Raw genomic sequence first — 19,453 nt, 5'->3', positions numbered from 1 at the left:
TTAAGCAGACGCTTCTAGGTTGCACACAGAGACGCTTCCACCAGGGGCGTCTCCGGCCAAAGCGATCCGAACCGGGACTTGCTATGGATTTTGTCGTCGGCGATCTGACAAATGATCGCGACACGTGGCTGATCGTCCTGCTGGCCAGGGGATATACGACCACAAGAATCGCCCGGGAGATGAACCTCAGCAGATACACGGTGGCGGAGCGGATCAGCAAGCTCCTCGACCGATTCGCCTGCAGCAACCGGAGCCAGCTCGTCGCGTACTCCTATGCCCACAAGCTCCTGGACGTCGGCATCTGGCCGCCTGGCGCCTCCGGTTGACTTCCGTTCGTCGCTTACATGCCAGGTAATGGAACTATTCCGTCAGACCAGGTAGAACCGGCCGTATGCACATGGATCAACCGGTCGGGGAGTCGCTGCGGGACTGGCGGCAGCGGCGCGGGCTCACCCAGCTCGACCTGGCCCTCCAGGCCGACGTGTCCGCGCGGCACGTCAGCTTCGTCGAGACCGGGCGGACGATTCCCAGCCGGTCCATGGTGCTGCGGCTGGCCGAGCAGCTCGACGTCCCGCTGCGCGCGCGCAACCGGCTGCTGATCGAGGCCGGGTACGCGCCCATCTATCCCGAGCGGCCGCTTGACGATCCCGACCTGGGCAAGGCGTACCAGGCGCTCCAGCAGATCCTGCGCGGGCACGAGCCGTATCCGGCGCTGGCCCTGGACCGCCATTGGAACCTGTTGCTGGCCAACGACGCCATGAACGTCTTCCTCGACGACGTGGACCCGGCCCTCCTGGAGCCGCCGGTGAACATGATGCGGCTGGGGCTGCATCCGGACGGGTTCGCGCCGCGTGTGCGGAACCTGGCGCAGGTCCGCGCGTTCTTGCTGCCGCGCCTCGCCAGGCAGGTCGCCGCTACGGGGGATCCGGAGCTGAGCTCGCTCTACGAGGAACTGCTGGCCTATGGAGACGACGGGGATGCGCCACTGCCCGACCCCGCCGACATCGCGCTGCCCGTGCGGATCACGTACCGGGGGGACGAGCTCTGCTTCTTCAGTACGATCACGACGTTCGGCGCGGCGTTCGACATCACGCTCGAAGGGGTCGCCGTCGAGGCGTACTTTCCCGCCGACGAGGAGACCACGCGGCTGATCGGGGATCTTCGCCGCTGATGCCGCAGATCGGCCACCTGGCCGATGTTGTCGGGCACGGCGGGCGAGTACGACATGGGGTGGATCGTGCCGCACGCGATCAGCGAAGGCGCCAGGGAGCACGTCGCCCGCATCACCGCGACGGCCACCACAGTCCTCCTCGGACGCAAGAACTACGAGGGATTCGGCGGCTGCTGGCCGGCGGTCGCCAAGGACGACGCGGCCGACCCCCGGGACCGGTCCTTCTCCGAGTGGCTCAACGCCGTGGAGAAGGTGGTGTTCTCCTCGACGCTCAAGGAGGCGCCATGGGCGAACAGTCGCATCGTCGACGCCGCCCCTGCCGAGGTCGTCAAGGACCTGCGTCGGCAGGAGGGCGGCGACATCGTCGTGCTCGCCAGCGGCAGCGTCATCAAGGACCTGCTACGGGCCGACGAGCTGGACCGGCTGAGCATCATCCTGGCCCCCGAGCTGGTCGGCGGGGGTGCGCGCCTGTTCGAGGACGGGCTGCCGGGGTCGAGCTGGCGCCTCGCCGGCGAGGTCGCGACCACGGGGAGCGGCGCCCTGGCCCTGTTCTACGACCGTGTCCGCGAGGGCGGCTGACGTCAGTACGCGGCGGTGAACCTGACCTGGTGGTGCCTGGGCCGTTCCGCCTCGTCCAGCAGCACCACCGCGAGGTCCTCCAGGGAGATCGCCGAGTTGCCGCCGGCGTCCACGAGCAGCTCGTCGCTGCCCAGCCGGTAGGCGCCGGTACGCTCGCCCGGCGCCAGCAGCGCGGCCGGGCTGAGGTACGCCCAGTCCACGCCGGTCTCCGCGCGGCAGGCTTCGAGCTGGCCGTTACAGGCCAGCGCGATGTCGCGGTAGGCGTCGGACATGAAGCGCGGATCGTCGAGCACGGTACGGCCACCGGAGCCGGGTACGGTCAGGCCGGCCGCCCCGCCGACGAGCAGCAGCCGGACGCCGGTCCCCGCGAGCCCGGCCAGCAGCGCCTTGGCGGTCGTGACCAGGTCGTGCTCGTGGCCGGTGGCCGGGCGGGTCGCGCTGATCACGAGGTCCTGACCGGTGCTGAGCCTGGTCACGTCCTCGACCTGAGCGGCGTCGCCGACCTGGGGATGGGCGCCGGGGTGCAGGGCGGGAAAGCGGGCCGGGTCGCGTACGACGGCGGTGACCTCGTGGCCGCGGGACAACGCCTCGGCGACCACACGAGCGCCGACGCTGCCCGCCGCTCCGAACACGGTGATGCGCATGGGTTCTCCTTGAGAGACAGAGGGATCAGTGCTGGTCGGCGGGGATCAGGCGGTCGGTGAGCGGGCGCGTCTGCTTGGCCGGGCGGCGCTGGGTCTGGGCCGTGATGAGGGCCGCCACGACGACGAGGCCGCCCACGATCTGAGCCACGCTGAGCGACTGGCCGAGGGCGAGCCAGCCCAGCGCGGTGGCGACCAGCGGGCTGAGCAGGCCGAGGAAGGTGACGTGCGTGGGGGACAGGGCGCGGATGCCGCGGAACCACAGGGCATAGGCGATGGCCGAGCCGATGATGGCGAGGTAGGCGTACCCGGTCAGGTTCGCCGAGGTCAGCGTCGCGGGCGGCGGCCCCTCGACGAGGAGCGCCACCGGGAGCAGCAGCAGGCCGCCGGCCACGAGCTGCCAGCCGGTGGTCGCGAGCAGGGGCGCGGGTGAGGTCCACCGCTTGCTGAGCACCACGCCGGTGGCCATGACGACCGCGCCCCCGGCGGCCGCGGCGACGCCGATGGCGTCCAGCCGGGCGTCGGCCCGCAGGACCAGCAGGCTGACCCCGGCCACACCCGCCACGGCGGCGATCGCCGTACGCGCGGAGAAACGCTCGCCGAGCAGGCCGGCGGACAGACCGGCGACCAGCAGGGGTTGCACCGCGCCGATGGTCGCGGCGACCCCGCCGGGCAGCCGGTAGGCGCCGATGAAGAGCAACGCGAAGAACACCCCGATGTTGAGCGCGCCGAGCACGAGGGCGCGCCACCACCACACCCCCTTCGGCAGTCGCCGGGTGAGCACGACGAGCAGCAGCCCGGCGGGGAGGGCGCGGACGACCGCCGCCAGCAGCGGGCGGCCGGGTGGCAGCAGTTCGGTGGTGACGAGGTAGGTGGTCCCCCAGATGGCCGGGGCCAGCGCGGTCACCAGGATCATGGCAAGTCGATTTCTTAGCACTAAGACAATGTATCTCATCGCTAAGGTATTTGTCTCACCGCTAAGATGAATGGGTGGCAGATCATGTTGACCGCGTGCTGGAGCAGTGGGCCGCGCAGCGCCCTGACGTCGAGGTGTCGCCGATGGCGGTGATCGGGCGGCTGTCCCGCCTGTCGCGGCTGATCGGCGTGGAGCTGGGCCGTACGTTCAGCGCCCACGGGCTCGACTCGGCGTCGTTCGACGTGCTCGCCACGCTGCGGCGCAATGGACGATCGTTGACCCCGGCCGAGCTCATGAAGTCGGCCATGGTCACCTCGGGGGCCATCACCCAGCGCCTCGACCGCCTCCAGGCCCGTGGCCTGGTGTCCCGTACACCGAGTGAGAAGGACGGGCGCGTGGTGCACGTCGCCCTCACCGACGAAGGGCGGGAGCTGATCGACCGGGTGCTGCCCGACCACGTCGAGACCGAGCGCCGGCTGCTCGCCGCGCTCTCCGAGAACCGGCAGGCCGCCCTGGCTCACGAACTACGGGAGCTCCTGGAGTCGCTGGGCGACACCGTGGACCCTGCCTAACAGGTCAGACAGGTGGGACGAGAGTGAAGTAACGGTCGAGCACGGCCCGGTCGCCGCGCACGTCCAGCCGCTCGGCCGGGACGCGCTGCCAGAGGAACAGCATGAGATCCGACGCGCTCCCGGCCACCTCGGCGTCGCAGCCGCCGGCCACCTCGGCGTCGCGGCCGCCGGTGTCCGCGTCGGTCATCTCGACGTCGCGGCCGTCCTCCTTGGCCTCCTGGGTCACCTTCACGGCCGGTCCGTCGAAGCGGACCGTCCACCGTCCCGGCCCGTCGGTCTGCCGGAAACCGTACGACTCGCCCGCTCCGGGCGGCGCCGTGGTCCAGGCCCGCCGAGCTGGGGCCATCACCTCGAACGTCTGCCCCACCGCGTCGGCCGCCAGCTCGGCGTCCATCGGCCCGGCGGTCCCCGCCACGCCCTCGGCGTCCCAGCGGTGGACGGCCGCCTCGATGCTCTGCATGCGCACCCAGAACCTGACGCTCTGCTCGCCCGACCACGTCCACACCGGCACGTCCGGATCGGTGGCGGCGAACAGGGATTCCAGCTCGGCGGCCCCCTCCGCGAACCAGTCGACCAGGCCGTCCGGCAGCGGCCCGGTCGCCGGTGCGTGCGCCGGATCCGGCCAGCCGGCCGGCTCGGCCGGCAGGCCGAGGAAGGACAGGTCCGACGCGTCCGGCTGCTCGGTGAGACGCTCGCCGATGACCCACGCGAGGTAGCGGTGCACACCGCCCAGATGCATGACGAGATCGGGCACGCCCCAGCCCGGGCAGGACGGCACCAGACCTGATCCCGCGGTACGGACCGCCGCCTCGAACGCGCGGATCTCGCGGCTGAAGTGGGAGAGATGATCCATGCCCTCACTCTGCCAGCCCCGCTCGGCCGCCGCCGGTTCTGAGGGCCTAGCCTGGTCAGAATGAGATTCGGCGGGACGCTGGCGGTGCTTCTGTCGGCGTGGTTCATGGCCCAGTTCGACTTCTTCGTGGTCAACGTGGCGGCTCCGTCGTTCGAACGCGAGCTGCACGCGAGCCCCGCGGCGCTGGAGCTCATCGTGGGCGGCTACGCCTTCACCTACGCGGCGGGCATGATCACCGGCGGGCGGCTCGGCGACCGGTACGGCTACCGGCGGATGTTCATCGGGGGCGTGATCGCGTTCACGATCGCGTCCTTACTCTGCGGGATCGCGCTGAACCCGGTCCAGCTCGTGGCCGCCCGGCTGCTGCAGGGACTGGCCGGCGCGGCGATGGTGCCGCAGGTACTCGCCATGATCTCCGCGGTCTTCCCGCCGGACGAGCGGCGCCGCGCTGTGGGCTGGTACGGCGCGACCGGCGGGCTCGGTTCGATCGCCGGGCAGGTGCTGGGCGGGCTGCTGCTGTCGGCCGACCTGTTCGGGCTCGGCTGGCGGGTGATCTTCCTGATCAACCTGCCCGTCGGCCTGGTCGTGGTCCCGCTGGCCGCCTGGCTGCTGCCCAGGGTCGAGCCGGCCAGGCGGTCGAGGCTGGACCTGCTCGGCGCCGCCGGGCTGGCGGTCGGTCTGGCGCTGATCCTGGTGCCGCTGGGCCTCGGCAACAGCGCGGGCTGGCCCGTGTGGACGTGGATCTGCATGGGCGCGAGTGTGCCCGTCCTCGTTCTCACGGGTCGCTGGCAGTACGTGCTCGGCGGGCGCGGCGGGCAACCGGTGCTGGACCTGGCCCTGCTGAAGGTGCACTCCTATCTGGCGGGCGTCGGCGCGATCACCGCGTTCATGGCGTACTTCGCGTCGTTCATGTTCACGCTCACGCTGCTGCTCCAGGGCGGGCTGCGGCTCACCGCGTTCCAGGCCGGGCTGGCGTTCGCGCCGATGGGCGTGCTGTTCACGATCAGCTCGCTGCTGGGCACCCGCCTGGTCAGGAGGTACGGCCTGAAGGTCGTGATGATCGGCGGAGCCGTGACCGCGTCCGGCCTGACGCTGCTGCTGTGCACGGCGGCGGCCGGGCTGCCGTGGATCATCGCCTCGCTGGTGCTCGTGGGACTCGGCAACGGCCTGGTGATCCCGCAGCTCATCGGGGCGGCGCTGGTGGAGGTCGCGCCGCACCAGGCGGGCATCGGCTCGGGATTCCTCAGTACGGCCCAGCAGTTCGGGGGCTCGGGCGGGGTCGCCGTGATCGGCGCGGTCTACTTCGCGGCCGTGGCGGGCGGCGATCACGTCGGCGCGATACGCTCGTCGGCCGCCATCGACCTGGCGCTCATCGTCGCCGTGGTCGCGGTGGTCGACTACAACAGGCGGCGCGCTATCCGGCGGACGGAGCGGGCAGCGACGTCCCGTACAACCGGGACACCCGGAGCCTGATCACCAGCCGTTTGTCAGCGACCACCTGGCCCAGGAACGCGGCCTCGGCGCCCGGGTCGGCGTAGCCCCCCGACTGCATGGCCAGCAGCTCCCGGCCGACCTCGTCGCCGGGTTCGACGCTCACCGGTGACAACTCGGCCAGGCCCTCGGCCACGGCGTACGACCAGAAGTCGTCGCTGGCCACGTACAGTGCGGCGCGTGGATCCTTGTGCAACTGGCGCACCTTCGGCCGGCCGTCGACCGTCGCGACGCGGACCACCCGCTGGGCGGGGTCCCAGGCGTACACGACGGTGGACACGTGCGGGTGGCCGTTGCCGCCCCGCGTGGCCAGCGCGCCGAAGCGTTGGCGGCTGAGCAGGTGTGACAGGTCCTCGTCCGGCAGGCCGCTGGGGCCGAGCCCCGCGCCGGGACCGTAGGCGGCCTGGTCCTCGGCCAATTCATCCTCCTTTGCCCTGTTGTCGGAACCTTACCGAAGGCAAGGGAGAGGAGCGAAGCGCCGTGTCCGCCCTATGCCGAAATATCATCCAATGTAGGTTGCTGACATGAATCTTGCGATCACCAGCGGATATGTCGTCCCGGTCGACGGCGATCCCATCGAGGGCGGCACCGTGCTGATCCAGGATGGGAAGATCGCCGCGGTCGGCCGCGATGTCGAGATACCTCCCGGAACCCCCGTCGTCGACGCGGCCGGCGGCTGGGTGCTGCCGGGCTTCGTCGAGGCCCACGGCCATCTGGGCGTGTACGAGGAGGCCGAGGGCTGGGCCGGCCAGGACACCAACGAGACGACCGACCCCAACGGGGCCCGCCTGCGCGCCCTCGACGCCATCAACCCCGCCGACCTGGGCTTCGCCGACGCGCTGTCCGGCGGCGTCACCACCGCGGTGATCAAGCCGGGATCCGCCAACCCCATCGGCGGGCAGACGGTGGCGGTCAAGTGCTGGGGCCGGACCGTCGACGAGATGCTGATCCGCGAGCCGGTGAGCGTGAAGAGCGCCCTCGGCGAGAACCCCAAGCGCGTCTACGGCGACCAGAAGAAGCTGCCGTCCACCCGCCAGGGCGTGGCGGCGGTGATCCGCGACGCGTTCATGAAGGCGCAGGACTACAAGGCCAGGCGGTCGGTCGCCTACGACGAGGGCAAGCCGTTCGATCGCGACGCCACGCAGGAGATCCTCGTCCGCGTGCTCGACGGCGAGCTGCCCTGGTGCCAGCACACGCACCGGGCCGACGACATCGCGACCGCGCTGCGGCTGGCGGACGAGTTCGGCTACCGGTTGGTGATCAACCATGGCACGGAGGGGCACCTGATCGCCGACGTGCTGGCCGAGCGCGGTGTCCCGGTCATCATCGGGCCGCTGTTCACCAGCCGCTCCAAGGTCGAGCTCCGGCACCGCTCGCTGCGCAATCCGGGCATCCTCGCGCGGGCCGGGGTCGAGCTGGCGATCACCACCGACCACCCCGTGGTGCCGATCCACTTCCTGGTCCACCAGGCGACGCTGGCGGTCAAGGAGGGGCTGGACCGGGACGTGGCGCTGCGGTCCATCACCGTCAACCCGGCCCACATCATGGGCCTCGACGACCGCGTGGGCGCGCTGCGTCCGGGACTCGACGGCGACGTGGTGATCTGGTCCGGCGACCCGCTGGACATCATGAGCCGGGCGCTGCGGGTCTTCGTCGACGGCCGCGAGGTGTACTCGTACGAGGGCGGGGTGGCCGACCCCTACTACCGGGAAGCGCGTTGATCATGGCCGTCAAGTAATCGTCAAGCGTCTGTCGACGGGTCCGCTCCATAGTGGGACTCTGTCCGAAAAGAGGTATGGCGATGACCGTACGGCCCCGGCCTCCCTCGCTGCCGCGGCGGCCCAGCAAGGCGCTCCTGATCGGCCTGGTGATCTCGAGCGTCCTCGCGGTGCTCGTGCTGGCCGGCATGCTGCTGTCGGGCGGCCCGCTCGGTTTCGGCCTGTCCATGCTGCTGGCGGTGGCGCCCCTGCCCCTGCTGCTCGCGGCGGTCCTCTCGCTCGACCGGCTGGAGCCCGAGCCCCGGCTGCACTTGAGCTTCGCGTTCGCGTGGGGCGCCGGCGTGGCGATCGTGCTGGGCGTCGCGCTGACCATCGCCGGCCAGGCCATGTTCGCCAGGGCCGGCTACGGCACACAGACCGTTCAGGAGGTGGGCACGGTCTACCTGGCCCCGGTGATCGAGGAGGCGCTCAAGGGCTCGGCCCTGCTGCTGCTCCTGATCAGAAAGCGGGAGATCGACGGGCTCACCGACGGCATCGTGTACGGCTCGATGGCCGGACTGGGCTTCGCGGTCGTGGAGAACGTCGGCTACTACCTGAGCGCGTTCACCGAGGACGGCGTGGGCGGCGCCATGCAACTGTTCGTGATCAGAGGGCTGATCGACCCGCTCGGCCACCCCGTGTACACCGCGATGACCGGGCTCGGCGTCGCGTACGCGCTCACCCGCCGCGGCCCCGCGCGGTTCGCGGCCATCCCGCTCGGCTACTTCGGCGCGGTCCTCCTGCACGGGCTCTGGAACGGCGCCGCCTCGCTCCGGTCGATCGGCTGGCTGGGGCTGGCCTATCTGGTCATCATGGGGGCGCTCGTCGGGCTCGTTCTGGTGACCGTACGCGAGCGCAGGCAACTGCTGGCCAAGATGGGCGGCTACCTGCCCGCCTACCAGGCAACCGGGCACGTCACCCCGCCGGACGTCACCATGCTGAGCACGCTGTCCGGCCGCCGGGCCGCGCGCAAATGGGCCAAGGGCGTGGGGCTCGGGCGGGCGATGGGCGACTACCAGCAGGCTGCGACCGAGCTGACCATGCTGCACCTGCGGGCCGAACGGGAAGGCGCGGACCCGGCCTTCGCCGCCGAACGCGACGCCCTGCTCGACGTCATGGCCCAGGCCCGGCGCTGGTAGGTCGCCACGATCGCCTGGGCCGCCCGCGAGCTGCCCGCCGCCTGACCAGCCGGGCCGGAGGTCATCCGCGCCGCCCAGCCCGTCACCCGCGGGTGCGCCGGGGTCAGCCGGACGTGAGGAAGTCGCGCAGGTGTGACAGCACGATGTCGGGGCGTTCCTCGGCCAGGAAATGGCCGCAGTCCGGGATCTCCGCGCCCCGCACGTCACGGGCGTACTCACGCCAGATGTCGAGCACCGGCACCCGGCTCGGCAGCCCCGCCGACCCCCACAGGGCCAGCACCGGCATCTCCAGACGCCTGCCCGCGTCCCAGTCGGCGTCGTCGTGGGCGGCGTCGTGCGGGAAGGAGGCCCGGTAGTCGTCGAACCCGGCCCGCAGCGCTCCGGGCTGGGAGAAGGCCCGTACGTACTCGTCCACCTCCAGCTCCGCCCGCCGTACCGTCCATTTCTCGAAGAAATAGCCCAGATAGGCCGCCACGTTCGCCCCCGCGAGCAGCTCCGGCAGGTCGGGCTGCAGGTGGAAGGTCCAGTGCCAGGTGCCCAGCGCCATCCCCGACCGCATGTCGAAGCGGCGCCACATCTCCCTGGTGGGGATGATGTCCATGACGATCAGCCGCTCGACCTCGCCGGGGTGGTCCAGCGCGTAGCGGTGCGCGACCCGCGCGCCGCGGTCGTGGCCGGCCAGCGTCAATGTCGAGTGGCCGAGCGAGCGGACCAGGGCGCGGATGTCGGCGGCCATGGTCCGCTTGTCGAAGCCGGTGGTCGGCTTGTCCGTCCGGCCATATCCGCGCAGGTCGGGTGCGACCACCGTGTAGCGCTCGGCCAGTTCGGGCATGATCCGCCGCCAGCAGTGGCTGGTCTGGGGCCAGCCGTGCAGCAGGACGAGCAGCGGCCCGTCGCCTTCGATCAGGTAGTGCATCCGGAGCCCGTCGAGCTCGGCCATCCTTGATTCAGCCATTGGTAACTCCATGATGAGGTTACAGGGGTAACCGCATCATATAGTTAGGGAATGGACTGGGTGTGGGACGGGGGCCGGTCGAGTCTCGATCTGATCAACACGTACCGCGACAGGAAGACCGGCGGCCGGGAGATGCTGCGCGAGCCCGCCGATCTGGCGGCCTGGCTCGACGCGGCGGGCTACGCGGGCGCGCGGGCGGACGAGGGACTCCTGCGCCAGGCTCGCGACCTGCGGGACGCGATCAGCCGGTGCGTGGACGCCGTCCTCGCGGGCGCCGCCGGCGTGGATCCGGTTGATCTGGAGGTGGTCAACGCCTGGGCCGCGCGGCGCCGGGCGCCGGTGGTGCGGCTCGCTCCCGACCTCTCCCTCGTACGGGTGGCGCCACTCGATCCGGCGGGCGAGGCGCTGGCCGACATCGCCTACGACGCCGTGACGCTGCTCGGCGGCGACGACCGCCACCACCTCCGGGTGTGCGCCAGCCCCACCTGCGGCCTGCGCTTCACCGATCGGTCCAACGCGGGCAAGCGCCAGTGGTGCTCCATGCGCAGATGCGGCAACCGCGAGAAGGTCCGCCTCCACCGCACCCGCCTCAAGGACGGCTGACGGGCCCGGCTCGGCGAGAGGTGGCGACCGCCGCTCAGCGCCGACTGACGGCGCCGCTGCTCAGCGGCTGGTGACGAGGGCGGCCACGGCCGTGGCTCCCGTCAGTGCGATGCATGCCGCCACCGCGATCACCACCCCCTGCTGCGCCCCGAACCCCCCGATGACCCCCGCCACCCCGGCCGCCCCCAGCGAGCTGCCCACGTAGCGGGCGGTGTTGTTCGCCCCCGACCCCATGCTGACCCGATGCGACGGCACGCTCTCGATCGCGAGGTGCGTGATCGAGGAGTTGATCAGCCCCGCCCCGGCCCCGCTCACCGCCAGCCCGCCGACCACGAGAACGGGCACGAACGTCCCGCCCAGCCCCAGCAGTCCGCCGAAGCCCAGCGCGGTCAGCGCCAGCCCGAGCGCCAGTCGCGCCGCCGTGGCCAGCCGCAGCCGCCGGGACAGCAGCGCGGAAAGGAACGACAGCCCGGACCACAGCATGAACAGCAGCGCCGTCGCGAGCGGCGTCAGACCGTGCGCCGTCTGCAGCACGGTCGGCAGGTAACTCATCAGCCCGACCACCGCCGCCCCGACCACCAGTGCCCCACCCGTCGCCACCAGGAACACCGGCCGCCGGAACAGCTCCAGGTCGATCAGCGGCTCCGCCCGCCCCCGCTCGACCAGCACGAACGCCGCCACCAGCACCACCGCCGCCGCGAACGCCACCAGCACCACCGGCCGCGACCAGCCGAGACGGCCCTCGGTCACGCCCGCGAGCAGCGCGGCGACGCCCAGACTGAGCAGCACCACGCCGGGCACGTCGAACCGCCGGGGCACGGCCGAGCGCGACTCCTCCAGCGTGCGCGCCGACACCACGGCCAGAGCCAGCGCGCACACCGCCATCAGCCAGTACGCCGCCCGCCACCCGGTCACCTCCGCCAGCACCCCGGACAGCAGCGGCCCCACGGCGGTGCCCAGCCCGATCATCGCGCCGTAACGACCGGTGGCCCGCACCCGCTCGACCCCGGAGGGGAAGGCATGGCCCACGATGCCGAGGCTCGCCGCCAGCATCGCCGCGCTCGCGCCGCCCTGCACCAGCCGGGCCGCCACGAACACCACGACAACCGGGCTCAACGCGGCCACCACGCTGGCGATCGCGAGCACGGCCGTGCCCGCCACCAGCACCCGCTTGCGGCCGTAGTCGTCGGCCAGCCCGCCGGAGACCAGCAGCAGCGCCGACAGGCCGAGCGCGATCGAGCCCAGAATCCACACCGGCCCGGTCGGGCCCGCGCCCAGTTCCCGAGCGGTCTGGGGCAGCGTGACCATCGGCACCGTGTAGTTCGTCAGCGCGAGCAAGGGCGCCATCGACGCCACGGCGAGCGTTCGGCGACCGGGCACGAGGAGCCGAGTCGGTTCAGTGATTGAACTCATGCCGCGCAAGCTACCATGGTTCAATGAATGAACTGAAGGGGGTGGCATGGCGCTAGGCAAGAACTACGACGCTCAGGACTGTTCGCTCGCCAAGGCCCTGGAGGTGATCGGCGAGCGCTGGACACTCCTCGTCGTACGCGACGCGATGTACGGCGTACGGCGCTACGGCGACTTCCTCGCCCACCTCGACATCCCCCGGGCGGTCCTCTCGCAGCGGCTGGCCGCGCTGGTCGAGGCGGGGGTCCTCGACAAGCGGCGCTACCGGGACGCGCCGCCGCGCGACGAGTACATCCTGACCCCGATGGGCCATGAGCTCTGGCTACCGGTCCTGGCCCTGGCCGAGTGGGGTGAGCGGCATCTGACCAGCACCGGACCGCGCCGTGTCTTCCACCACCTGACCTGCGGCACCCGCATCGACGGCGCCGCCCGCTGTGCCACCTGCGGCGTCCAGGTCCCGATCGGGGAGGCGGAGGTGCGGCCCGGTCCGGGGTTGGCAGGCACCAGGGACGATCCGGTCAGCGAGGCATTGCGGACCCCTCACCGGATGCTCAATCCGATTCCCTGACAGAATTGCGCGTAACCCCCGAGAGGAGACAGCATGAGCTGGGCGGAGATCGACTCGGAGACGGAACTACGCGAACTACTGGGTGAAGTGATGCCGCGAGCGGCCACCAAGGACCGGCCGCGGCTGCACGAGCGCGACCGGGAATGGCTGGCGAACTCGCCGTTCTGCTTGATCGCCACCTCCGACGCCGACGGCAACTGCGACGTCTCGCCCAAGGGTGACCCGGCCGGCTTCACGTACGTCATCGACGACGCCACGATCGCCATCCCCGACCGGCCGGGCAATCGCCGGGCCGACGGTTTCCTCAATATCCTGAAAAATCCGCATGTGGGGTTGATCTACTTGATCCCCGGCCGCAACGAGACCCTCAGGCTCAACGGCCGCGCCCGGCTGATCCGCGAGGCGCCGTTCTTCGACGACATGATCGTCAAGGGCCACCGCCCGCAGCTGGCGCTCGTCGTGGAGATCGAACAGATCTTCTTCCACTGCGCCAAGGCCTTCCTGCGTTCCGCGCTCTGGAAGCCCGACCGCTGGCCCGAGGATTCGCTGCCGTCACACGCGACCCTGGTCAAGGACGTGCAGAAGGTCGAAGAGACCATCGAGCAACTCGAGAACTACTATGGTGAGACGTACGCCAAGAAGCTCTACGGCTGACCTGCGGGCGGTCAGGCGGCGGGGGTAGGGCCTCCGGGGAACCGGATCACGTTGCGGCCGCTGTAGGCTCGGAGATCGACGACCTTGGGGTCGTGCGCGACGGGCTTGCGGCGGTCTCCCGACCGGATATCGCGGATCTTGTGCCGGGCGACGTGTGGCGGCACCACCACTAGTCTCTTCATCGTGAGCCCCCCGTGACGTTCTTGTTACCTATGTTATCTACAGGTACCCCGGTAAGTTCGATGTAAGTATCGTTTCAGTAAGGTAGCCGACGGCCCGATGGGGTACGCAGGTCCAGGCCCGTGTTGCGATCCTGTCGCCGCTTCGCCGGCTTGACGATCCGCACGCGTCTCATGATCTGCCCCCTCTCTTGTACCTGTACTGTGCGCGCCACCGCTTGACAGTGGCTTGGCGGCGAGTTGCAGCCGCCATGCGCCACAACCTAACCGGAGGACGTCCGGTCGTTCCACGCATTTCTACCGGGTGAGTGGCCAGCCGCCGATAGGTGAAAACTTCGGACGATCAGCTGTCATCTCATCCTCTGTGGAAGGGCTGAGCGCGGGGGACCCGCAGCACATCGGCGACTACTGGCTGGCCGGCCGCCTCGGCGCCGGCGGGCAGGGCGTCGTCTACGAGGCGTACGACACCGAAGGCAACCGGGTGGCGGTCAAGGTGCTGCACCCCTCGCGTGAAGGGGGCGGACGCGACCGGTTCGCCAAGGAGGCGACCGCCGCGGGCCGGGTGGCGTCGTTCTGCACCGCCCGGGTGCTCGCCACCGATCTCGAAGCCGCCAAGCCGTACATCGTCTCGGAGTACGTACCGGGGCAGAGCCTGCGCCAGGCCGTCGAAGGCGGCCGCCGGTTCGCCGGGGACGACCTGCACCGGCTGGCCACGGCCGTCGCGACCGCGCTGACCGCGATCCACGACGCGGGTGTCATCCACCGCGACCTCAAGCCCGACAACGTACTGCTCGGCCCCGACGGCCCACGGGTGATCGACTTCGGCATCGCCCGTACGCTCGACATGTCGCTCACCAAGACCGGCGAGGTGGCGGGGACGCCCAGCTACATGGCGCCCGAGGTGTTCACGGGGCAGCGGGCCGGGCCGGCCGCCGACGTGTTCGCGTGGGGCGCGGTCATGGTGTTCGCGGCCACCGGCCAGGACCCGTTCGCCGCCGACAACCTGGGCGGCGTGATGCACCGGGTGCTGTCGGCCCGCCCCGACCTGGACGGCCTGCCGTCCCGGCTGGCGTCGCTGGTGTCGGCCGCGATGGAGAAGGACCCCGCCGCCCGCCCGGCGGCCCGTGACCTGCTGCTCGCCCTGGTCAGCGGCAACGGTACGGACACCGGCGGGCTGCTCGCCGCGGGCAGCCGGGCCGCCTTGGGCGTGCGGGCCGCCGCCCAGGGCGATCCCGCGCTGGGCACGATCGCCGAGGACGCCTACGGCGCGCTCGCGCCGGAGGAACGCGACCTGGCCGCCGAACTGTTCCTGCGGATGGTCGCCATCGGCGACGACGGCCACGAGACCACCAGGTGGGTCCCGCACGACGAACTGTTCGGCGGCCGTCCCGAACCCGAGGTGGAGGCGATCCGGCGCGTCCTGCGCGCGTTCTCCTACGTGGTGACCAGCACCGAGACCGCGGTCACGCTGTCGCGTCCCGGCCTGCTGCGGGCCTGGCCGAGGCTGCGGACGTGGCTCGACGCGGACCGCGACGGCCTGACCGTACTGGCCCAGATCACCAGCGCGGCCGGCCACTGGGCCGACAACGGCAGGCACGACGGCGACCTGCTGCAGGGCAGTCGCCTGGAACGCGCGCTGAGCTGGGCCGCCACCGGGCGCCGGCACGTGACGCTCACCCCGCGCGAGCGCGACTTCCTGCGCGCGGGCTCCGCGCTGACCCGGCGGCGGGCCAGACGCCGGACGATGACCACGGTCGCGCTGGCCGCGCTGCTGGCGGTGGCGCTCGCGGCGGGCGGCCTGGCCGCCTACCAGCGCCAGCAGGCGGCGGGGCAGCGGGACGTCCTCCTCGCCGAGCGGGTGGCGGGCGCGGCCGACCGGATGCGCATCACCGACCCGGTCAAGGCGATGCTGCTGAGCGTGGCGGCCTGGCGGGTGTCACCGGGGACCGCGGCCAGGTCGAGCCTGATGTCGTCGCTGCAGCAGCAGGAGACGGCCGCCTTCCGCGACCCACCGGTGATCGGCATCGCCAACCGCGCCTTGAGCGGCGACGGGCGCACGCTGGTGAGCGTGAGCGAGGCCGGTGTGAACGTCTTCGACGTGCGCACCGGCAGGCGTACCGGCGGCTGGAGCCCGCTCGGACTGAAGGGCGAGATCCTCCAGGACCCGGTGCTGAACAGGTCGGGCAGTCTGCTGGCCCAGACGACAGGTGACGAGGTCGGCGTCTGGGACCTCGCCTCGGGCCGGCAGTTGCTACGGAAGCCGCTGCCCGAGGCCGGCAACGGCGGCCTGTACCCGGTGTTCGGCGCGAACGACTCCGTCCTGACGCTCAAGTTCGCGGACGACATCTACCGCCTGCTGGACGTCAAAACCGGAAAGATGTTCGGCAAAGGCCTGTACGGCACCATGGACCTGGCCCAGACCCCGCTCGTCGACCCCACGGGCAGGCACCTGCTGCTGACCGGCGAGCGGTTCGACGAGCGGGCCCTGCCCGGTTGGACTACGGAGCGGCGTTACCCGGCGTGCCACAAGCACCCGTCCACGGCGGCGTTCACCCCTGACGGGAAGACGCTGGCCTGCGCCGACAGCGACATCGTGCTGGTACACGCGGCGACGGGGCGCGAGTTCGACCGGCGGGAGGACGGCTGGGACTGCGACATCTGTACCAGGGGCTATACACGACTGCGCTTCGGGCCCGGCGCCGACCTGTTGATGGCCTTCGAGGGCCGTGACATCCGTGTATGGAAGGTCTCCACCCGCCAGGAGATCCTCACCTACCGGGCGGAGGCCGATCTGACCGATGCCGCGCTCGACCCCGACGGCAGGACCCTGCGCTACCTGATGGACGACCAGGTCGTCAGCGTCGACCTGGCCCCGCGGCTCGCCTCCACCCGGGTCAAGGGGGATGCCGAGTTCAGCCCCGAGGGGCAGTGGGCGGTGCTCGGTGGCTCCGAGGCCAAGCAAACCGAACTCTGGGACCTGCGCCTGCATCGAGTGGTCGCCCGGTTCGCCGCCGATCCCAACGCCGATACCGTGCGAGCCTTCGACCGCGCGGGCACGCGGCTGCTCATGGGGGGAGACTTCGGCAAGATCCAGCTCTGGGATCTGGTGACGCGCAAGCGGCTCTGGAGCATCCCCGCGCCACGGAAGGACACGAATCCGGTATACGCCGCCGAATTCAGTCCCGACGGCCGGACCATCGCGGTGACCCTCTCGCCCTCGGGCCAGACCGGCCCGTTCTGGCTGCTCGTCTTCGACACCGCGACCGGCCGCACCCGGTACCTGCTTCCGACCCTCGGCGACGGAGGGCCGTTCACACCGGACGGGAAGGAACTGGTCGCCAGGGGCGGCCGGTTCATCGACATCGCCACCGGCAAGCCGGTCGGTCCCGGGTACGACTGGTCGTATGCGACCAACGCCGGAGCGGTGATCAGCAGCCGGGGGCTGATGGCGAGGAGCGAGGACACGACCGGCCGCATCGCCCTGTGGGACGCTCGCGGGTCCACGGCGCGGCAGCCCGCCCTTCCGCGTGCCGCAGGGGAGGTCGGCGGGCTCGACTTCTCCCCTGACGGCGGGTTGCTGGCCACGTACACCACGAACGGCATGCTCCAGCTCTGGGACGTGGCGGCCAGGCAGCGGCTCGGCGGTGCGTTCAACCTGCACGACATCAACGTGGGCGACCTCGGGTTCAGCGCCGACGGCGGCACGCTGTACGCGGCGATCGAGGGGACCGTCTTCGAGACCCCCGTCGACCCCGGGCGGGTGGCCGCCGCCGTGTGCCGGCGTGCCGGACGCACGCTTTCCGCCGCGGAGTGGGACGCCGCTTTCAAGGACGTCCCATATCTCGACGTCTGCCCGCAGTAGACACCCGGCCCGCACGTACAGGCGTCCGTACTCCCGGCCCGTCCGCACGGGCGGCCTGGTCGGGTCAGCCGGCGCAGTTGCCCCAGGAGTTGCGGCCGCCGCCGGCCTCGACGCGGCCGCTGGGGTCGCGGGTCCAGCCCCAGAACTTCACGCACTTCCAGCTGCCGTCGACGTGCCCGGTCTCGGCATAGAAGCGGTACTTCTGTGAGTCCTCCGACCGGCCGCCACCCCGCACCACGATGCTGGCACCCGTGATGGTCTTGGTGCCGAGGTAGGCCGTCTTGATCGCGGCCACGCAGTTCTTGCCGGAGCGCTTGCTGTACATCAGGTACACGTGCCCGAACACCGCGCCCTCGCGCGTCCGCATCGCCCGGTGACCGTCCCTGACCCTGCGGAAGCCGGGCCCGCAGACCCGCTCCGGCGTGTAGGGCGCGGCCGTCACGGACGAGGCGGCGGAAGTCGCGATGGTGGGGGTGGCAGTGGCGGCGGCGGGGGTGGCGGCGATCCCGGCGGCGGCCAAGCCGGCCGCGATGGCCGTTCGCGTGAGCACAAGAATTCCTTCGATTGGGGATATTAAGGACGTTAAAGATCTTTACTGGGCATAACCGTAATGCATGACAAGGGGGACTGGTGGGGGAACGCGGCATACCGCTGATCGCGGTCAGCGCGGCCTGGGGCGGGTTCTGGGGCTCGTGGTCGGCGCTGCTGCCGGCGATCAAGGACCAGCTCGGCGCGTCCCCCGCGGAGCTGGGGCTGGCGCTGAGCGCGGTGCCGGTGGGGGCGATTCCGGCCATGGCGGTGGCCGGGCGGCTGACCAGGGGCAGGGAACGTACGGCGTTGATCGCCGTCACCGTGGCCTTCGCGCTGAGTGTCGTGGCCATCGCGCCCGTGAGCTCGCCGATGGCGCTCGGGCTGACGCTGCTCCTGGTCGGCATGACCAGCGGCGCGCTCGACGTAGCGCTGAACATGACCACCGGGCGGGCCGAGCGGGAGCACGGGCGCAGGCTGTTCCAGCAGGTGCACGCCGCCTTCCCTTTCGCGGTGATCGTCGCGGCCCCCGCCACCGGGCTGGCCCGCTCGCTCGGCGTGGGCGCCGGCACGGTGCTGGTGGTGGCCGCGGCCCTGGTGCTCGCCTCGTCGGCGTCACTGCCGGCCCTGCGCCTGGGCCGGGGCCTGCCCGCCACCGGGGGAGCGGGCGGCAGGCGGCGCTGGACGGCCGCGATCGTGCTCGGCGCGCTGACCGCGTGCGCGCTGATCATCGAGAACTCGATCGAACAGTGGTCGGTACTGCTCCTCGAAGACCACCGCGGGGCCTCGGCGCTGGTGTCGAGCGCGGCCCCGGCCGTCTACATGGCGGCGCTCACGGTGGGGCGGATCGCCGCGCAGGCGCTGCCCCGGCTCACGCTGCGGACGTTCTACCTGGTGGGCGGGGTGGGCGGACTCGCGGGGATGGCGCTGGCGGGGCTCGGCGGCTCGGTCCTGGCGTCGATGGCGGGGTTCGCACTGGCCGGGCTCGCACTCGGACCGCTGGTGCCGGCCGTGCTCAGCCGCGCGGCGGCCGACGACGCGAGCGGGGTGCTGGTATCCACGGTCTCCGCGATCTCCTACACGGGCTTCGTCATCAGCCCGCTGCTCGTGGCCGCTCTGACGAGCCGGCTCGGCCTGCCGGGCGCCCTGGCCGCCCTGGGGCTCCTGGCCGTACCCCTGGTGGGCCGCTATCTCGCGGAACGGCCTTCACCGGACTGACCCGGGTTGCCAGCTGATGAGGGTGACGGATTTTCATCGGAAATGGCCGTCCCATGAGACAACGAGGACCGGCATCCGGGTATCCCCGGGCCATGGCCGTCTGCGAAGCGTGTGGCAACGATTACGACATGTCCTTCGAGGTGCACGCCCAGGGCGCGGTGCACACGTTCGACTCTTTCCAGTGCGCGATCCAGTCCATGGCGCCGATCTGCGAGCACTGCGGTACCAAGGTGATCGGGCACGGCGTCCAGTCGGGCGAGCACTGGTACTGCTGTGCCCACTGCGCCCGCCAAGAGGGCACCCAGGGAATCGTCGATCGTGTCATGGCGGGGATGTCCGGATAGGTGGACACTTGAT

General features: G+C 71.2%; 21 protein-coding genes. 13 read left to right on the top strand and 8 right to left on the bottom strand.

Annotation, left to right across the window (positions count from 1 at the left end):
- The first annotated feature begins 83 nt into the window (after positions 1 to 83).
- The 3 genes from ACGFNP_RS26250 (at position 84) to ACGFNP_RS26240 (ending at position 1,750) form a co-directional block, all read left to right on the top strand.
- Positions 84 to 326, top strand: coding sequence for a LuxR C-terminal-related transcriptional regulator (locus ACGFNP_RS26250; protein ID WP_358330773.1), 243 nt, complete (start codon positions 84 to 86; stop codon positions 324 to 326).
- Positions 327 to 391: 65 nt separating this feature from the next.
- Positions 392 to 1,171 carry a helix-turn-helix transcriptional regulator gene (locus ACGFNP_RS26245; RefSeq protein ID WP_358330770.1) on the top strand — a complete coding sequence of 260 codons (780 nt, stop codon included), beginning with the start codon at positions 392 to 394 and terminating at the stop codon, positions 1,169 to 1,171.
- Between the two features lie 24 nt (positions 1,172 to 1,195).
- Positions 1,196 to 1,750, top strand: a complete 555-nt coding sequence (locus tag ACGFNP_RS26240; protein ID WP_358330768.1) for a dihydrofolate reductase family protein — start codon at positions 1,196 to 1,198, stop codon at positions 1,748 to 1,750.
- Between the two features lie 2 nt (positions 1,751 to 1,752).
- On the opposite strand, the gene ACGFNP_RS26235 is transcribed toward ACGFNP_RS26240, so the two are convergent.
- Both ACGFNP_RS26235 and ACGFNP_RS26230 read right to left on the bottom strand, forming a co-directional pair.
- A complete protein-coding gene (locus ACGFNP_RS26235; protein WP_393323154.1) occupies positions 1,753 to 2,394 on the bottom strand; it encodes an NAD(P)-dependent oxidoreductase in 642 nt (213 codons plus the stop codon).
- A gap of 25 nt (positions 2,395 to 2,419) precedes the next feature.
- Positions 2,420 to 3,307, bottom strand: coding sequence for an EamA family transporter (locus tag ACGFNP_RS26230; protein ID WP_393323151.1), 888 nt, complete (start codon positions 3,305 to 3,307; stop codon positions 2,420 to 2,422).
- A 74-nt stretch (positions 3,308 to 3,381) separates the two neighbouring features.
- On the opposite strand from ACGFNP_RS26230, the gene ACGFNP_RS26225 reads away from it, so the two are divergent.
- Positions 3,382 to 3,879, top strand: coding sequence for a MarR family transcriptional regulator (locus tag ACGFNP_RS26225; RefSeq protein ID WP_358330759.1), 498 nt, complete (start codon positions 3,382 to 3,384; stop codon positions 3,877 to 3,879).
- Positions 3,880 to 3,883: 4 nt separating this feature from the next.
- Here ACGFNP_RS26225 and ACGFNP_RS26220 read toward each other — a convergent pair whose 3' ends face one another.
- Positions 3,884 to 4,732 (bottom strand): maleylpyruvate isomerase family mycothiol-dependent enzyme, encoded by an 849-nt coding sequence (locus ACGFNP_RS26220; RefSeq protein WP_393323148.1) that lies wholly within the window; start codon positions 4,730 to 4,732, stop codon positions 3,884 to 3,886.
- A gap of 60 nt (positions 4,733 to 4,792) precedes the next feature.
- On the opposite strand from ACGFNP_RS26220, the gene ACGFNP_RS26215 reads away from it, so the two are divergent.
- Complete coding sequence (locus ACGFNP_RS26215) at positions 4,793 to 6,205, top strand: MFS transporter (protein ID WP_393323145.1); 1,413 nt, start codon at positions 4,793 to 4,795, stop codon at positions 6,203 to 6,205.
- Here ACGFNP_RS26215 and ACGFNP_RS26210 read toward each other — a convergent pair.
- Positions 6,147 to 6,641, bottom strand: a complete 495-nt coding sequence (locus ACGFNP_RS26210) for a TIGR03618 family F420-dependent PPOX class oxidoreductase (RefSeq protein ID WP_358330751.1) — start codon at positions 6,639 to 6,641, stop codon at positions 6,147 to 6,149. The two genes, ACGFNP_RS26215 and ACGFNP_RS26210, sit on opposite strands and share 59 nt — an antisense overlap.
- A gap of 106 nt (positions 6,642 to 6,747) precedes the next feature.
- On the opposite strand from ACGFNP_RS26210, the gene ACGFNP_RS26205 reads away from it, so the two are divergent.
- Together ACGFNP_RS26205 and ACGFNP_RS26200 are read left to right on the top strand one after the other, a co-directional pair.
- Positions 6,748 to 7,944, top strand: a complete 1,197-nt coding sequence (locus ACGFNP_RS26205; RefSeq protein ID WP_393323141.1) for an amidohydrolase — start codon at positions 6,748 to 6,750, stop codon at positions 7,942 to 7,944.
- Positions 7,945 to 8,024: 80 nt separating this feature from the next.
- Positions 8,025 to 9,119, top strand: a complete 1,095-nt coding sequence (locus ACGFNP_RS26200) for a PrsW family intramembrane metalloprotease (RefSeq protein WP_358330745.1) — start codon at positions 8,025 to 8,027, stop codon at positions 9,117 to 9,119.
- Between the two features lie 103 nt (positions 9,120 to 9,222).
- On the opposite strand, the gene ACGFNP_RS26195 is transcribed toward ACGFNP_RS26200, so the two are convergent.
- Positions 9,223 to 10,074, bottom strand: coding sequence for an alpha/beta hydrolase (locus ACGFNP_RS26195; protein ID WP_358330742.1), 852 nt, complete (start codon positions 10,072 to 10,074; stop codon positions 9,223 to 9,225).
- A 51-nt stretch (positions 10,075 to 10,125) separates the two neighbouring features.
- Between ACGFNP_RS26195 and ACGFNP_RS26190 the strand changes: the two genes are divergently transcribed.
- Positions 10,126 to 10,677 (top strand): CGNR zinc finger domain-containing protein, encoded by a 552-nt coding sequence (locus ACGFNP_RS26190; RefSeq protein WP_393323137.1) that lies wholly within the window; start codon positions 10,126 to 10,128, stop codon positions 10,675 to 10,677.
- Positions 10,678 to 10,737: 60 nt separating this feature from the next.
- Here ACGFNP_RS26190 and ACGFNP_RS26185 read toward each other — a convergent pair whose 3' ends face one another.
- A complete protein-coding gene (locus ACGFNP_RS26185; protein ID WP_358330736.1) occupies positions 10,738 to 12,090 on the bottom strand; it encodes an MFS transporter in 1,353 nt (450 codons plus the stop codon).
- A 46-nt stretch (positions 12,091 to 12,136) separates the two neighbouring features.
- Here ACGFNP_RS26185 and ACGFNP_RS26180 point away from each other — a divergent pair, with 46 nt between their 5' ends.
- On the top strand, positions 12,137 to 12,655 hold the full coding sequence (locus ACGFNP_RS26180; RefSeq protein WP_393323133.1) for a winged helix-turn-helix transcriptional regulator: 519 nt from the start codon (positions 12,137 to 12,139) through the stop codon (positions 12,653 to 12,655).
- Positions 12,656 to 12,688: 33 nt separating this feature from the next.
- Positions 12,689 to 13,309, top strand: coding sequence for a pyridoxamine 5'-phosphate oxidase family protein (locus tag ACGFNP_RS26175; protein WP_358330730.1), 621 nt, complete (start codon positions 12,689 to 12,691; stop codon positions 13,307 to 13,309).
- A gap of 11 nt (positions 13,310 to 13,320) precedes the next feature.
- Here the strand turns inward: ACGFNP_RS26175 and ACGFNP_RS26170 are convergent, their stop codons facing one another.
- Complete coding sequence (locus ACGFNP_RS26170) at positions 13,321 to 13,491, bottom strand: hypothetical protein (RefSeq protein WP_358330727.1); 171 nt, start codon at positions 13,489 to 13,491, stop codon at positions 13,321 to 13,323.
- Between the two features lie 361 nt (positions 13,492 to 13,852).
- On the opposite strand from ACGFNP_RS26170, the gene ACGFNP_RS26165 reads away from it, so the two are divergent.
- On the top strand, positions 13,853 to 17,350 hold the full coding sequence (locus ACGFNP_RS26165; protein ID WP_393323129.1) for a protein kinase: 3,498 nt from the start codon (positions 13,853 to 13,855) through the stop codon (positions 17,348 to 17,350).
- Positions 17,351 to 17,414: 64 nt separating this feature from the next.
- Here ACGFNP_RS26165 and ACGFNP_RS26160 read toward each other — a convergent pair whose 3' ends face one another.
- Complete coding sequence (locus ACGFNP_RS26160) at positions 17,415 to 17,900, bottom strand: hypothetical protein (RefSeq protein WP_358330722.1); 486 nt, start codon at positions 17,898 to 17,900, stop codon at positions 17,415 to 17,417.
- 80 nt (positions 17,901 to 17,980) lie between these two features.
- Here ACGFNP_RS26160 and ACGFNP_RS26155 point away from each other — a divergent pair, with 80 nt between their 5' ends.
- Together ACGFNP_RS26155 and ACGFNP_RS26150 are read left to right on the top strand one after the other, a co-directional pair.
- Positions 17,981 to 19,096, top strand: coding sequence for an MFS transporter (locus ACGFNP_RS26155; protein ID WP_393323125.1), 1,116 nt, complete (start codon positions 17,981 to 17,983; stop codon positions 19,094 to 19,096).
- A 92-nt stretch (positions 19,097 to 19,188) separates the two neighbouring features.
- Entirely contained in the window at positions 19,189 to 19,440 is a 252-nt protein-coding gene (locus ACGFNP_RS26150; RefSeq protein WP_358330716.1) for a hypothetical protein, read from the top strand.
- Positions 19,441 to 19,453: the final 13 nt, after the last annotated feature.

Origin of the sequence: Nonomuraea sp. NPDC049269 (genome assembly GCF_043197155.1) — a bacterium.
Taxonomy (GTDB): Bacteria; Actinomycetota; Actinomycetes; order Streptosporangiales; family Streptosporangiaceae; genus Nonomuraea.
Note: the sequence above shows the minus strand (reverse complement) of the source record. Positions and strands in the feature narration are given on the sequence as shown.

Bases quoted from the DNA above. Each gene is read 5' to 3' on its own strand.
- ACGFNP_RS26240 (WP_358330768.1), top strand. From the start codon at position 1,196: ATGTTGTCGGGCACGGCGGGCGAGTACGACATGGGGTGGATCGTGCCG.
- ACGFNP_RS26150 (WP_358330716.1), top strand. From the start codon at position 19,189: ATGGCCGTCTGCGAAGCGTGTGGCAACGATTACGACATGTCCTTCGAG.
- ACGFNP_RS26190 (WP_393323137.1), top strand. From the start codon at position 10,126: ATGGACTGGGTGTGGGACGGGGGCCGGTCGAGTCTCGATCTGATCAAC.
- ACGFNP_RS26185 (WP_358330736.1), bottom strand. From the start codon at position 12,090: ATGAGTTCAATCACTGAACCGACTCGGCTCCTCGTGCCCGGTCGCCGA.
- ACGFNP_RS26195 (WP_358330742.1), bottom strand. From the start codon at position 10,074: ATGGCTGAATCAAGGATGGCCGAGCTCGACGGGCTCCGGATGCACTAC.
- ACGFNP_RS26230 (WP_393323151.1), bottom strand. From the start codon at position 3,307: ATGATCCTGGTGACCGCGCTGGCCCCGGCCATCTGGGGGACCACCTAC.
- ACGFNP_RS26175 (WP_358330730.1), top strand. From the start codon at position 12,689: ATGAGCTGGGCGGAGATCGACTCGGAGACGGAACTACGCGAACTACTG.
- ACGFNP_RS26235 (WP_393323154.1), bottom strand. From the start codon at position 2,394: ATGCGCATCACCGTGTTCGGAGCGGCGGGCAGCGTCGGCGCTCGTGTG.
- ACGFNP_RS26205 (WP_393323141.1), top strand. From the start codon at position 6,748: ATGAATCTTGCGATCACCAGCGGATATGTCGTCCCGGTCGACGGCGAT.
- ACGFNP_RS26170 (WP_358330727.1), bottom strand. From the start codon at position 13,491: ATGAAGAGACTAGTGGTGGTGCCGCCACACGTCGCCCGGCACAAGATC.
- ACGFNP_RS26250 (WP_358330773.1), top strand. From the start codon at position 84: ATGGATTTTGTCGTCGGCGATCTGACAAATGATCGCGACACGTGGCTG.
- ACGFNP_RS26220 (WP_393323148.1), bottom strand. From the start codon at position 4,732: ATGGATCATCTCTCCCACTTCAGCCGCGAGATCCGCGCGTTCGAGGCG.
- ACGFNP_RS26200 (WP_358330745.1), top strand. From the start codon at position 8,025: ATGACCGTACGGCCCCGGCCTCCCTCGCTGCCGCGGCGGCCCAGCAAG.
- ACGFNP_RS26180 (WP_393323133.1), top strand. From the start codon at position 12,137: ATGGCGCTAGGCAAGAACTACGACGCTCAGGACTGTTCGCTCGCCAAG.
- ACGFNP_RS26215 (WP_393323145.1), top strand. From the start codon at position 4,793: ATGAGATTCGGCGGGACGCTGGCGGTGCTTCTGTCGGCGTGGTTCATG.
- ACGFNP_RS26245 (WP_358330770.1), top strand. From the start codon at position 392: ATGCACATGGATCAACCGGTCGGGGAGTCGCTGCGGGACTGGCGGCAG.